General features: G+C 69.1%; 13 protein-coding genes. 5 read left to right on the top strand and 8 right to left on the bottom strand.

Annotated elements, in window-relative coordinates; translation table 11 throughout:
- Positions 1-39 precede the first annotated feature (39 nt).
- The 4 genes from G361_RS0110290 to G361_RS0110305 all read right to left on the bottom strand — a co-directional run bounded on the left by G361_RS0110290 (position 40) and on the right by G361_RS0110305 (position 3,090).
- Positions 40-558, bottom strand: a complete 519-nt coding sequence (locus G361_RS0110290; protein WP_369797886.1) for a PH domain-containing protein — start codon at positions 556-558, stop codon at positions 40-42.
- 4 nt (positions 559-562) lie between these two features.
- Positions 563-1,042, bottom strand: a complete 480-nt coding sequence (ribH, locus tag G361_RS0110295; protein ID WP_019926998.1) for a 6,7-dimethyl-8-ribityllumazine synthase — start codon at positions 1,040-1,042, stop codon at positions 563-565.
- A gap of 52 nt (positions 1,043-1,094) precedes the next feature.
- The gene (locus G361_RS0110300) at positions 1,095-2,345 is read right to left on the bottom strand and encodes a bifunctional 3,4-dihydroxy-2-butanone-4-phosphate synthase/GTP cyclohydrolase II (protein ID WP_019926999.1); all 1,251 of its coding nucleotides are present in this window, start codon (positions 2,343-2,345) and stop codon (positions 1,095-1,097) included.
- A gap of 124 nt (positions 2,346-2,469) precedes the next feature.
- On the bottom strand, positions 2,470-3,090 hold the full coding sequence (locus tag G361_RS0110305) for a riboflavin synthase (protein ID WP_019927000.1): 621 nt from the start codon (positions 3,088-3,090) through the stop codon (positions 2,470-2,472).
- A 492-nt stretch (positions 3,091-3,582) separates the two neighbouring features.
- On the opposite strand from G361_RS0110305, the gene G361_RS0110310 reads away from it, so the two are divergent.
- On the top strand, positions 3,583-4,053 hold the full coding sequence (locus tag G361_RS0110310) for a hypothetical protein (protein WP_026342886.1): 471 nt from the start codon (positions 3,583-3,585) through the stop codon (positions 4,051-4,053).
- A 24-nt stretch (positions 4,054-4,077) separates the two neighbouring features.
- Here the strand turns inward: G361_RS0110310 and rpe are convergent, their stop codons facing one another.
- Positions 4,078-4,746 (bottom strand): ribulose-phosphate 3-epimerase, encoded by a 669-nt coding sequence (gene rpe, locus G361_RS0110315; RefSeq protein ID WP_019927002.1) that lies wholly within the window; start codon positions 4,744-4,746, stop codon positions 4,078-4,080.
- Positions 4,747-4,861: 115 nt separating this feature from the next.
- Between rpe and G361_RS0110320 the strand changes: the two genes are divergently transcribed.
- Genes G361_RS0110320 through G361_RS0110330 form a run of 3 tightly spaced genes read left to right on the top strand, consistent with a single transcriptional unit; the run spans position 4,862 to position 8,324 of the window.
- On the top strand, positions 4,862-5,284 hold the full coding sequence (locus G361_RS0110320; protein ID WP_019927003.1) for an anti-sigma factor: 423 nt from the start codon (positions 4,862-4,864) through the stop codon (positions 5,282-5,284).
- Positions 5,284-6,192 carry an RNA polymerase sigma factor SigF gene (locus G361_RS0110325; RefSeq protein WP_019927004.1) on the top strand — a complete coding sequence of 303 codons (909 nt, stop codon included), beginning with the start codon at positions 5,284-5,286 and terminating at the stop codon, positions 6,190-6,192. Before G361_RS0110320 ends, G361_RS0110325 begins: the two co-directional genes overlap by 1 nt.
- Before the next feature lie 26 nt (positions 6,193-6,218).
- Positions 6,219-8,324: an NAD(+) synthase gene (locus tag G361_RS0110330; RefSeq protein ID WP_052172645.1), complete on the top strand. Its 2,106-nt coding sequence runs from the start codon at positions 6,219-6,221 to the stop codon at positions 8,322-8,324.
- 7 nt (positions 8,325-8,331) lie between these two features.
- Here the strand turns inward: G361_RS0110330 and G361_RS0110335 are convergent, their stop codons facing one another.
- On the bottom strand, positions 8,332-8,811 hold the full coding sequence (locus G361_RS0110335) for a YbaK/EbsC family protein (RefSeq protein ID WP_019927006.1): 480 nt from the start codon (positions 8,809-8,811) through the stop codon (positions 8,332-8,334).
- 41 nt (positions 8,812-8,852) lie between these two features.
- On the bottom strand, positions 8,853-9,764 hold the full coding sequence (locus G361_RS0110340) for a LysR family transcriptional regulator (RefSeq protein WP_019927007.1): 912 nt from the start codon (positions 9,762-9,764) through the stop codon (positions 8,853-8,855).
- A 101-nt stretch (positions 9,765-9,865) separates the two neighbouring features.
- Here G361_RS0110340 and G361_RS50845 point away from each other — a divergent pair, with 101 nt between their 5' ends.
- Positions 9,866-11,161 (top strand): YeiH family protein, encoded by a 1,296-nt coding sequence (locus G361_RS50845; protein ID WP_081635348.1) that lies wholly within the window; start codon positions 9,866-9,868, stop codon positions 11,159-11,161.
- A 331-nt stretch (positions 11,162-11,492) separates the two neighbouring features.
- Here G361_RS50845 and G361_RS0110350 read toward each other — a convergent pair whose 3' ends face one another.
- Complete coding sequence (locus G361_RS0110350) at positions 11,493-12,944, bottom strand: RsmB/NOP family class I SAM-dependent RNA methyltransferase (RefSeq protein ID WP_052172766.1); 1,452 nt, start codon at positions 12,942-12,944, stop codon at positions 11,493-11,495.
- Positions 12,945-13,180 lie beyond the last annotated feature (236 nt).

Below are 13,180 nucleotides of genomic sequence, written 5' to 3' on the forward strand. Positions count from 1 at the left end.
TCCGTCCGGGGCGCGGTGCCACCGCGCCCCGGACGTCCGTCACTTGTTCAGTGCCGCAGTATATTTCGCGCCGAGCTCGCGGAAGCGGTCCAGCGCCCGCGCCGCGCGCTCACCGTCGTTGGCGCGGACCGCCAGCATCGGCACATATTCGTCACCGGCGAGTTCCAGTCGCGCCCAGGCCTTCTTGTCCGGGAACGACACCCCGCGGACGTCCTTCCACTGGAACTCGCTGTCGCCGAACGCATTCCGCACCACGACCCCCTCGGCCCCGACCTGCACCCGGGGCCGGGTGAGCAGCAGTACCGACGCCGCGAGCAACCAGCCGAACAGGATCACCGCGATCTGGTCGGCGGCCCGGAAGTTCACGCCGGTCGAACTGTGCGCCGACAGCACACCGGCGACGGTGAACACGATCGCGATCGCCGCCGAGACGATGCGGGCGGTCAGCACGGAGCGACGGGGGCGGATCTCCAGATCCCACCGGCCGGACTCCGGCGCGCCGGGCGACGGCGCTCCCGTGTCGGGGCCTCGTTTCCAGATCCGAACCACGGGCGCCACCGGCTCAGACCACCTGACGCAATGCCCGCAGGGTCAGTGCCGCGTCCAGTGCGGCGGCGCATGCCTGTTCGCCCTTGTCCTCCGCGGAATCGGGCAGTCCGGCCCGGTCCCGGGCCTGATGTTCGGTGTTCACGGTCAGCACGCCGTTGGTCACCGGGGTGCTCTCGTCGAGCGACACCCGGGTCAGGCCCGTGGTCACCGCGTCGCACACGTACTCGAAGTGCGGGGTCTCACCGCGGATCACCACGCCCAGGGCCACCACCGCGTCGTGACCGCGGGCCAGCGCCTGCGCGACCACCGGCAGTTCCATCGCGCCGGCGCAGCGGACGACGGTGATCTGCTCGACCCCGGCCTGCCGGGCCACCCGCTCGGCGTTGGCCAGCAGGGTGTCGCAGATCGTGGTGTGCCACCGCGACGCGACGATGCCCAGGCGCAGGTCCTTGGCCTCCTCGAGGGTGAATTCCGGTACTCCCGCACCGCTCACAGGTGTTCGCCTTTCTCTGAGGACGGCTGCCGGGGGCTCGGTGCGCCCACGCTCACTGCGCGGTCTCGCCGAGGTCCAGATCGTCGAGACCGACCAGGTCGTGGCCCATGCGGTCGCGCTTGGTACGCAGATAACGCAGATTCTCGGGGGTGGCACGCACCGGCATCGGCACCCGTTCGGTGATGCTCAGGCCGTAGCCGTCCAGCCCGACCCGCTTGGCCGGGTTGTTGGTGAGCAGGCGCATCGAGCGGATGCCCAGATCCACCAGGATCTGCGCGCCGGTGCCGTAGTCGCGCGCGTCCGCGGGCAGGCCGAGCTGGATGTTGGCGTCGACGGTGTCGTGACCGTTGTCCTGCAGCTGGTACGCCTGCAACTTGTGCATCAGGCCGATACCGCGGCCTTCGTGCCCGCGCATGTACAGCACGACGCCGCGGCCCTCCTTGGCGACCATCTCCATCGCCGCGTGCAGCTGCGGCCCGCAGTCGCAGCGCAGCGAGCCGAACACGTCACCGGTGAGGCATTCCGAATGCACCCGGACCAGGACGTTCTCCCCGCCGTCGACGCCGAGGTCGCCGAGTACCAGCGCGACGTGCTCGACCTCGTCGTAGATGCTCTTGTAACCGACCGCGCGGAATTCCCCGTAGCCGGTGGGGATGCGGGCCTCGGCGATGCGCTCGATCTGCTTCTCGTTGCGGCGGCGCCAGGCGATCATGTCGGCGATCGAGATCAGCGCCAGCTCGTGCTCGTCGGCGAAGACCCGCAACTCCTCGGTGCGGGCCATATCGCCCTCGTTCTTCTGGCTGACGATCTCGCAGATGACGCCGGCCGGTTGCAGACCGGCCAGCCGGGCCAGATCGACGGCGGCCTCGGTGTGGCCGGGGCGGCGCAGCACGCCGCCGTCCTTGGCCCGCAACGGGACGACGTGGCCGGGGCGGGTGAAGTCCTGGGGCACGGCCTTCGGATCGGCCAGCAGACGCATGGTGGTGGCGCGGTCGGCGCCGGAGATACCCGTGCTCACGCCTTCGCGCGCGTCGACGGAGACGGTGTACGCGGTGCCGTGCTTGTCCTGGTTGATGCCGTACATGGGCGGCAGGCCGAGCCGGTCGCAGTCGGAGCCCAGCAGCGGCACGCAGATGTAGCCGGAGGTGTAGCGGATCATGAACGCCACCAGTTCGGGAGTGGCCTTCTCCGCGGCGAAGATGAGGTCGCCCTCGTTCTCCCGGCCCTCGTCGTCGACCACGACAACCGGTTTCCCGGCCGCGATGTCGGCGACTGCACGCTCGATGCTGTCGAACCTGGTCACGTCTGCTGTGCTCCATCTTCCATTCGGTGGCCCTTCAACACTACGGCGTGTCGGCCGGGGCCCGGCTGCCGCCCGTACCGGGTTTACGTCACACCCGGGCGGCCTTCCGGCGTCGTACTCGCGCTCAGCCGCGCTGCGTGAGCCGCTCGACGTATTTCGCGATGATGTCGGCCTCGAGGTTCACCGTCGCCCCGACCGGCGCGGTGCCGAGGGTGGTCAGTTCACGGGTGGTGGGGATGAGCGAGACCTCGAACCAGTCGCGGTGCCCGGGCTCGCCGGCCTCGTCCACGCCGAGACCCGAGACGGTCAGCGAGATGCCGTCGACGGTGATCGAGCCCTTCTCCACGACGTAACGGGCCAGCGCGTCGGGCAGCGCGATGCGGACGACCTCCCAGTTCTCCTGCGGATCGCGCGACACGATCGTGCCGGTCCCGTCCACGTGGCCCTGCACGATGTGGCCGCCGAGGCGGCTGTTCACGGCCGCGGCCCGTTCCAGATTGACCCGCGATCCGATGTCGAGCTTGCCGATGCCCGAACGGTTGAGGGTCTCCCCCATCACATCGGTGGTGAAGCTGTCGCCGCCGACCACGTCGACCACGGTCAGGCACACCCCGTTGACCGCGATGGAGTCGCCGTGCCCGGCATCGGAGGTGACCAGCTTGCCGCGGATGGTGAGCCGGGACGCGTCGGTCAGCCGCTCGACCGCGACGATCTCGCCGAGTTCCTCCACGATGCCTGTGAACATTCCGCTCTCCTGTCACCCGATGTCCGGACCGCTACGCCCACCTGCGCCAACCACCCGGGTCATCGGTGCTATTCCCATCGGGCCGGGCGGACCCAGCGTAACGACGCCCGGTCGCGGCCCGGGACATCGCCTTCGGTGAGTGGGACGGCACCACCCCGACCGGCGGCCCGGAACCGACCGGGAAAAACAGGTCCGGAACCGAGTCGCACCCCCTGCCACCGAAATACACTCCTGTAATTCGCGCAGTTTGCCCCGAGTATTTCCGGATTTAACGGATCATTCGGACCCAAAAGAATCGAACATTCGGTTTCTATTTACCGACAACCTGATTTTCACCCGAAGGTGGGCAGTCCGACATCTGGTTGTACCCACTCCACGACCCACCCACACCCGACGCTTGCGCCCGGCACGAAGCGGACGCAATATTGTTATGGAGTTGATTTTTCGTATCGAATTCGCCGAACACCACAACGACAGATGGGGGTTACGACGTTGACCACACTGCTCGATTCGATACTCGAAGTTCGTTGCGTCCAGTACCGCCGCGAATTTCATCTGCCCGCATCGATCGACGCGGGGTCACGTCACATCCTGCTCGACGTCGGCGGCCCGTACGGCGCCATCACGATGCCGGCCGACCTCGGTGCACGGGTCCAGGACCGGCTGGGCCAGGCCGATCTGACCGGCCCGGTGATCCATCATCCGCGCGCCCGCCGCTGGACCTTCATCGTCAGCGCCTGCCGGCCCGACGTGCTCACCAAATCCGTATCCGCCGAACTATTCCGGCTCTACGCCACCGTCGCCTGCGCCGGCAGCCAGGTGGTACTGCCGTCCGCCGACGACGAGCGCACCGGTTACCGCATCTGGGTGCAGGCCCCCGGAAACGCCGATCGGGTCCCGCCGCTGGCCGCGGTCATCGAGGCCACCCGGGCCGCCGCCGGCCGCAAGCAGGTGATCCGCTGACGGCCGACCGGCCCGATCCGGCTGCTAGCGTGCGGCCTGCGTAGCACCCGCCGCCGTCGCCATCCGGCGCAGCTTCTCCACCGTCGCCGCCCGATCGGGTGTGCCGTACACCGCGGAACCGGCGACGAAACAGTCGATTCCCGCCTCCGCGGCCTGCTCGATGGTGTCCATGTTGATGCCGCCGTCGATCTCGATCAGCAAACGCAACTCGCCGGCATCGACCAGTCGGCGCACCGCCCGCGCCTTCTCCAGCACCTCGGGCATGAACGACTGCCCGCCGAAACCGGGCTCGACACTCATCACCAGGAGTGTGTCGAACTCCCGCAGGATCTCCAGGTACGGCTCGATCGGCGTACCCGGCTTGACGGACAGCCCCGCCTTCGCACCGGCCGCCCGGATGTCGCGCGCCACCGCGATCGGATTGTCGGACGCCTCCGCATGGAAGGTCACATTGTGCGCGCCGGCCTCCGCGTACGGCGGCGCCCAGCGCGCCGGATCGTCGATCATCAGATGGCAGTCCATCGGGATGTCGGTGACCTTCAGCAGACTCTCCACGACGGGCAGACCGAGGGTGAGATTCGGGACGAAGTGGTTGTCCATCACATCGACGTGAACCCAGTCCGCTCCCTCGACCGCTCGCACCTCGTCGGCGAGGCGGGCGAAATCGGCGGACAGAATGGACGGTGCGATCATCGGTGACGGACGATGGAAGTGGGACTGGGGCAGGGACACAGCGCGAAGTGTACTGGCAGGCCGCAAATCCGCCACAACTCGATTGTCGCCGACTTTATTGGGTAGCCTTCTCAGGGTGATCAACATTTCGGCGGAACAGGGGTTGCGCGGTACCCCGGTGGAGATCGGCGTCGCAGCCACCGTGTCACAGTTGCCCATCGTGCGCGGGCTCGCCGAAACACTCGTCCTGCTCAGCGATTTCACCCTCGACGAGGTGGCCGACATCCGGCTGGCCGTCGACGAGGCGTGCTCGACTCTCATCGCCGTCGCCGCGCCCGATACGAGCCTGCAGTGCCGATTCACCGTCGGCGACAAGGATCTGCTGGTGCGCGTCGCCGGTGTCGCCGGTGCGGCGGGCCTACCCGATCAGCGCAGTTTCGGCTGGCATGTGTTGCGGACCTTGACCGACGAGGTCACGGCCACCCAGGACCCCTACGATCCGGCGGTCTCCGGTTATCCGACGACCGTGGAGTTCCGGCGGGTCCGGGGGAAGGCGTAGTGGGCGGGGACACCGTGTACGAACCCGCACCCGGCAACTCCCCCAGCGAAAAGACCGAGTTCGACACGCAGAACGAGAACGCGCGCCCCGAGACCGACGAGCCGGCGGACGAGGCCACCGACGAGAGCGAGATCGAAGAGGTCGCCGCGGCGGTTACCGAATACGACGATGTCACAGCGCTGTTCGAGGAATTGGCGGCGGCCGCGGACGATCCGCAGCGCCGTGCCAAGGTGCGCCACGAGCTGATCCATCGGTGTATTCCGCTGGCGGACCACATCGCCCGGAAGTTCTCCGGCCGCGGGGAGCCGTTCGACGATCTCACCCAGGTCGCCCGGGTCGGGCTGGTGCACGCGGTCGACCGGTTCGACCTGTCGCGCGGATCGAATTTCCTGTCGTTCGCGGTGCCGACCATCATGGGCGAGGTGCGGCGGTACTTCCGCGACAACACCTGGGCGATGCGGGTGCCGCGCCGGATCAAGGAGACGCATCTGCGCATCGGCGCGGCCGTCGACGCCCTGTCGCAGACCCTGGGCCGCTCCCCCACCGCCAAGGAGATCGCCGCCGAACTCGGTATCGACGCGGACGAGGTGACGCAGGCGGTGATCGCCGGAAATGCCTACCAGCCCAGCTCGATCGACGCGGTCTCCACCGGCCGCGACACCGAGGCGTCGCTGCTGGACACCCTCGGCGAGGAGGAGTCCCAGTTCGATCGGGTCGAGGAGTACGTGGCGATCCGGCCGTTGCTGGCCGGTCTGCCGGAGCGGGAACGCCGCATCCTCACCATGCGGTTCTTCGAGTCCATGACCCAGACCCAGATCGCCGCGCAGATGGGGATCTCGCAGATGCACGTCTCGCGCATTCTCGCCAAGACGCTGGCCCGATTACGCGAGCAGTCCGCTCGGGAGTAACCGACCGCGGGCTGCCCCCGGCCGTCATGACAGACTGGACGCACTGTCTGCGAGTGAAGGGACCCGGTGTGAAGCAGTTGCCGTTCGATTCGCTGTATCGGCACGGGTTCGCGCGCGTGGCACTCGCCGTCCCGACGATCCGAGTCGCCGATCCGGCCTTCAACGCCGAGCACACCCTGCAGCTGGCCCGGCAGGCCGCCGCAGACGGCGCCGTGCTCACCGTGTTCCCGGAACTCGGACTGTCCAGCTACACCGCCGACGACCTGTTCCATCAGGACGCCCTCGACGATGCCGTGCAAGCGGCGCTGGAACGGGTGATCGCCGAGAGCGCCGAGATCGATTCGGTGCTGCTGGTCGGCGCGCCGGTGCGGTCGCAGGGCCGACTGTTCAACTGCGGCATAGCGATCGATCGGGGCCGGGTGCTCGGCGCCACTCCCAAGAGCTATCTGCCGAACTACCGCGAATTCTACGAGAAGCGGCAGTTCGCCGCTGCCCGTGAGGCACTCGACGATCACATCACCATCGCCGGGCAGCGCGTGCCGTTCGGCAGCGATCTGCTGTTCGAGGCGAGCAATCTCGACGGCTTCGTCTTCCATCTGGAGATCTGCGAGGACGGCTGGGTTCCCGTGACGCCCAGCGCTTTCGCCGCGCTGGCCGGCGCGACGGTGCTGGTGAACCTGTCGGCGAGCAACATCGTGGTCGGCAAGGCCGACTACCGCAGGCAATTGTGCGCTTCGCACTCCGCGCGATTCATGGCCGCCTATCTGTATTCGGCTGCGGGACACGGGGAATCGACCACCGACATGGCCTGGGACGGTCAGGCGCTGGTCTGCGAGAACGGCGACATCCTCGCCGAGGGTGAGCGTTTCACCGATCATCCGCAACTGGTCACCGCCGATCTGGACCTGCGCCGCCTGACCGCCGACCGGCTGCGGATGACCAGCTTCGCCGACAACGTGCACGACCACCGCGACCGCCTCACCCGGCTGCGGCGCGTCCCGGTCGAACTGCCGGTACCGGCCGAGGCCGTGCCGCTGCGCCGTGAAATCCCGCGCTTCCCTTACGTTCCCGCGAATCCCGCGGTGCGCAACGAACGCTGCGCCGAGGTGCACCACATCCAGGTGGAGGGCCTGAGCACCCGGCTCGCCGCGACCGGCTCGAAGCGGGTGGTGATCGGCGTCTCCGGCGGCCTGGACTCCACGCTGGCGCTGATCGTCGCGGTCAAGACCATGGACCGGCTGGGCCTGCCGCGGGCGAATGTGCTGGCCTACACCATGCCCGGCTTCGCGACCAGCAAGCGCACCCTCGAGGACGCGCATCGGCTGATGCGAGCGCTGGGCGTATCGGCGCACGAGATCGACATCCGGCCCTCGGCCACCCAGATGCTGCGCGATCTGGAACACCCTGCGGCCGACGGGGTTCCGCAGTACGACATCGCCTACGAGAACGTGCAGGCGGGCGAGCGCACCTCACACCTGTTCCGGCTGGCCAATCAGCACGAGGCCATCGTGATCGGCACCGGCGATCTCAGCGAACTCGCCCTCGGCTGGTGCACTTTCGGGGTCGGCGACCATATGGCGCACTACAGCGTCAACGCCTCGGTCCCGAAGACGCTGATCAAATATCTGATCGCCTGGACGATCGACACCGACGAACTGGGCCCGCAGGCCGGCGCGGTGCTGTCCTCGATCCTCACCACCGAGATCTCGCCGGAGCTGATCCCCGCCGCCGACGGCGACGACGACGCACCCGGCCAGAGTTCCGAGGCCACCGTCGGCCCGTACGAGCTGCAGGATTTCCACCTGTACTTCCTGCTCCGCTTCGGCTACCTGCCCAGCCGCATCGCCTATCTCGCGCAGCACGCCTGGTCGGATCGCACCCGCGGCCGCTGGCCGGATCTGATCCCGGTCGCGGACCGGCACGAATACGACCTGCCGACCATCAAGCACTGGCTGGCCCAGTTCCTGCGCCGGTTCGTGCAGACCAGTCAGTTCAAGCGGTCCACGCTGCCGAACGCGCCGAAGGTCGGCTCGGGCGGATCGCTGTCGCCGCGCGGCGATTGGCGCGCCCCCAGCGATGCGGTCGCGACGGCCTGGCTGGCCGAACTCGAACGCAACGTCCCGGACCGCTGAGCCGCACTCAGTTCACGGAAACCTGTTGCCCGCCGGTCATCTCGACCAGTTCGGTGAACGTGGTCGCGAAGACCGTGTGCGGATGCCCGGCCGCCGCCCAGATCTCGGGGTGATCGGCCAGCGTCTCGTCGACCAGCGTGCGGATCGGCGCCGGATGACCGACCGGCGCGACGCCGCCGATCACCTGACCGGTGTGCGTGCGCACGAAAGCGGGCTTGGCACGGGCGATTTCGGCCACCCCGATCCGTTCGGCGAGCTTCCCGGTGTCGACCCGATGCGCCCCGCTGGTGAGCACGAGCAGCGGAGCGCCGTCCACCTCGAAGATCAGGCTGTTCGCGATCGCCGCGACCGGACAGCCGATCTGCTCGGCCGCCGCGGCGGCGGTCGGCGCGGTCTCCGGCAGCACCCGTACCCGCGGCTCGATTCCGGCGGTGCGCAGCGCCTCGGCGACCGCGAGAACGTTGGGATGACTGGCGATCTCGTCCATTCGGACATGGTAGCGATCGGCCGCGCCCCGCTCGCGCACGGTCAGCCCGGTTCGCGATGGCGGGCACGGACGATCCCCGCGACCAGTTCACCCGCCGGACCGGCCAATCGCCGCGGCGGACGCCAGACCGCCCGCAACGTCCGCGACAGATCCAGCCCGTCGACCGGGACAGCCCGCAGTTCCCCGCGCGCCAGCTGATCCGCCACGGCCAGGCTGCTGACCACCGCCGGACCGACCCCGGCCAGCACGCTGGTCCGGATCGCGGCGGCACTTCCCAACTCCAGCAACGGTTCCGCGCGCGGATATTCGGCGAGCGCGATATCGAGCGTGCTGCGGGTTCCCGACCCCGGCTCACGCACCACCAGCGGCGTCGCCGCCAATTCCGTGACGGTCAGCGGACGCCGCCGCCGGGCCCACCGGTGCGCCGGATCCACGATCACCACGAGCCGATCCCCGGCCACCGTGGCGCGGTGCAGAGTCCTTGGCACAGTAGGACTTTCGACGAACCCCAGATCGCATTCCCCCGCCGCGAGCCGCTCGAACACCTCGCGCGAATTGCGCATCTGGAGATGGATACGCACCTGCGGACGACTGCGCCGGAACTCCCCCAGCCATCCCGGCAACAGACATTCCGCGACGGTCATACTCGCGAACACGGTGAGTTCGGCCTCCTGATCGGTGCGCAGCGCCGCCGCCGCGTCCAGCAGCCGATCCACATCCGCCAGCACCTGCCGCGCCCAGTGCACGACCACTCCACCCGCGGCGGTCATCCGCGACCCACGCGGACTGCGCTCGACCAGCGGCATCCCGAGCTTGCGCTCCCACATCCGCACCGCCCGGCTCGCATTCGGCTGCGCCATCCCCACCGCCCGCGCCGCGGCGCCGAGGCTCCCGTGATCGTCGATGGCGACCAGCAGCGCGAGAACGGTCAGGTCGGGACGCTCGGAGGTCATGCCCTCAGCATATGGAACCCCGCTTTCCCATATCACGAAGATATGTCCCGATAGCGATTCCCGCGCTACCGCGGATGCCGCCGCACCGACAGGGTCGATGCATGACCGTCACCGCAGATCCCCGTCCCAGCGGACCGCGACCGACCCCCTCCCGGCACACCGGGGCGGTGACACCCGGATTGGCGGTGGTCACCGTGGTGACGGCCCTCAGCCTGCTGGTGAACCGGCTGCTGCCGGCCGTCAGCCCCCTGCTGGTGGCCATCACGATCGGTGCGATCTTCACGAATATCGTTGCGGTGCCGCAATATTGGCAGGCCGGATTGCAGTTCTCGGCGAAACGCCTGCTGCGCGCCGGAGTCGCACTGCTCGGCCTGCAGGTCACCTTCCGCGACGTCCTCGGACTGGGTCCGGCGGTACTGGCGGTGGTGGTGACGATCGTCGCCGGCGGCATCGGCGGCACCCTGTTGCTGGGCCGCGCACTCGGCTTGAGCCGGACCCAGCGCCTGCTGATCGCCTGCGGCTTCTCCATCTGCGGCGCGGCGGCGGCCGCCGCCGTCGGCGAGGCGATCGATGCCGACGAAGAGGACCTGGTCACCACCGTCGCCCTGGTGGTCGTGTTCGGCACCGTCCTGATCGCTGCGATCCCACTGGCGGCCCACGCCCTCGACCTCACCCCACACACCAGCGGCGTGTGGGCAGGCGGCGCGGTCCACGAGGTCGCACAAGTAGTGGCAACCGGAACCGCCCTGGGCGGAGGAGCACTGACCATCGCGGTCATCGTCAAACTCGCCCGCGTGATCCTACTGGCACCGGTACTCATCGTGATCGGCCGCCAAGAGCGGCGCACCAACCCGCCCCACCCACACACCCGAACCGACACCCTCCCGACCCACCGCACCCCCATCGCCGACGGTACTGACAGCCGCACCTCCACAGCTGGCCACACCCACCGGCGCATCCCTACGGCCGCGCACATTCACGGCCACACCCTCACAGCCGACCACCTTCCCGGCCGCACCCTCACAGACGACCACCTTCCCGGCCGCACCCCGACAGACGACCACACCCACAGCCCCACTCCGACGACCGACCACACTCAGGGCCACACCCCGACCGCCGACCACACTCGCCGCCGCGCTCCGCTGATCCCCCTGTTCGTCGTCGCCTTCCTCCTCTGCGCTGCGCTACGCACCACCGACCTGCTCCCCACAGTCGTCCTCGGCGCCACCAAACTGGTCCAAACCGCCCTGCTGACCGGTGCCATGTTCGCCCTCGGTACCGGCGTCCGAATCTCGGCCCTGCGGCGTGTCGGCCCCCGCCCCTTCGTCTTGGCGGCACTCTCGACAACCTGGGTGACGGGCCTCGCCCTGGGTGGCGCGATCCTCACCGGTAGTTGAGTCGACCATCGCTTCGATGCGGTCCGACGCTGGCAGGTGGCAGCGAATTGGTCTCTGCCGCAACAACTCCTCGATCAATCGGCAGTACCGCGCCGAACAGCAGGCCGTCCGGCGTTGCCGCTGTATTGGCCTAATGCGCCGAGCACAGCCACGCCGGGTCTTCAACCGACCGAGCAATCTCGGTCACCGCTACTGACCGATCTTCTCGGTTCTGCCCGCGACGCGCCGATCGTGCTGTGGGCAGAGATCACACGCGGCGTTTCCTCTGGCAGAGTCCGGTCAGCGACGGCATCGGTGCGTCACAGCGGTCGGCTTCCGCCGATGTGTCCGCTCACTCGGGTTTGCGGAGGGCGGCGACGAACATGGCGTCGGTGCCGTGGCGGTGGGGCCAGAGTTGGGCGGCGGGGCCGTCGCCGAGGTCCGGGACGCTGGGGAGCAGGGTTCGGGCGTCGAGTTGTTCGGCGTCCGTGCGGCGGACCGTATCGCTCACCACAGCAACGGTTTCCGGCAGATGCGGGGAGCAGGTCGAGTAGACGACCACGCCGCCGGGACGGAGCAGATTCCATGCGGCGGTGAGCAGTTCGCGCTGGAGCACGGTGAGGTCGCGGACGTCGGCCGGGGTTCGGCGCCAACGGGATTCGGGGCGGCGGCGCAGGGCACCCAGGCCGGTGCACGGGGCGTCGACCAGGATGCGGTCGTATCCGGGGGTGAGCCCGCTGTCGCGGCCGTCGGTGACGTGGATGGTCACCGGCATGTCGCGAGTTGCCTTGCGGACCAGTTCGGCGCGGTGTTCGGCCGGTTCCACGGCGTCGACGTGGAAACCGTCGATATCGGCGAGGGCACCCAGGAGCGCGGTCTTGCCGCCGGGGCCGGCGCATAGGTCCAGCCAGCGGCCGGTGTCGGGTCCGTGCAGCGGGGCGCGGGTCAGTGCGAGGGCGACCAGTTGGCTGCCCTCGTCCTGCACGGCGGCCATGCCGTCACGCACCGGCTCCAATTTGCCCGGATCGCCACCGTCCAGGTACACCGCGTACGGCGACCAGCGGCCTTCCTCACCACCGGTGACCAGGGCCAATTCCTCGGCGGTGATCTCGCCGGGCCGGGCCACCAGGTGGACGGCGGGGCGCTCGTCGTCGGCGGCCAGCAGGTCGCGCAGTTCCCCGGCCTGCGCGCCGAGTGCGTCCGCGAACGCCTGGGCGATCCAGATGGGGTGTGCGTATTCGAAGGCCATGTGGCCCAACGGGTCTGGCGGTGCGAGCCGGTCGATCCATTCGGCGGTGGTCCGCTCGGCCGCTCGCCGCAGCACCGCGTTCACGAATCCGGCCTTACCGCTGCCGGATTCGGATCGCGCCAGATCCACGGAGGTGTCGACCGCGGCGTGCGCTCCGACGCGCGTGCGCAGGAGTTGATAGACCCCGAGCCGCAGTACATCCAGCAGCGGGCCGTCGATCTCCTCGACGGGACGGCCGGCGCAGTCGGCGATCACCGCATCCAACAGACCCAGCGATCGGCTTGCGCCGTAGGCCAATTCGGTCGCGAACGCCGCATCCCGTCCGGTCAGCCGCTGTTCCCGGAGCAGCCCCGGCAGTACGAGATTCGCATAGGCGTCCCGTTCCCGCACCGCACGCAGCACATCCCGGGCCACCTCACGAGGGGCATCCACCGATGCCGATCGCCCACCGCGCGGACGTTTCCCGACTCCGGACTCCCGGCGGCCCCCGGATTCCCCGGGGCCGACATTCCCGCGACCCGAGCTCGCCGACGACCGTCCACCGGTCCGAGCCACCGCGCGGTCGCCGCCACCCACGCCGAAGTCGTTGCGCGACTTACCGCTACGTGCGGAGTCTCCTCCGCCGGACGACGTACGTCCGGACCTCTCCGAGCCACCGGAATCGCCCGACCTCGCCGCGCCACCGGAATCACCGGACCTCACCCGGCCACCGGAGTCGTCGGACCGTCGGCCACGGGCGGAAGGAGCACCGGTTCCGCGTGCCGTCCCCGGATCGCGGCGAGCCGCATCCG

Source organism: Nocardia sp. BMG111209, assembly GCF_000381925.1.
Taxonomy (GTDB): Bacteria; Actinomycetota; Actinomycetes; order Mycobacteriales; family Mycobacteriaceae; genus Nocardia.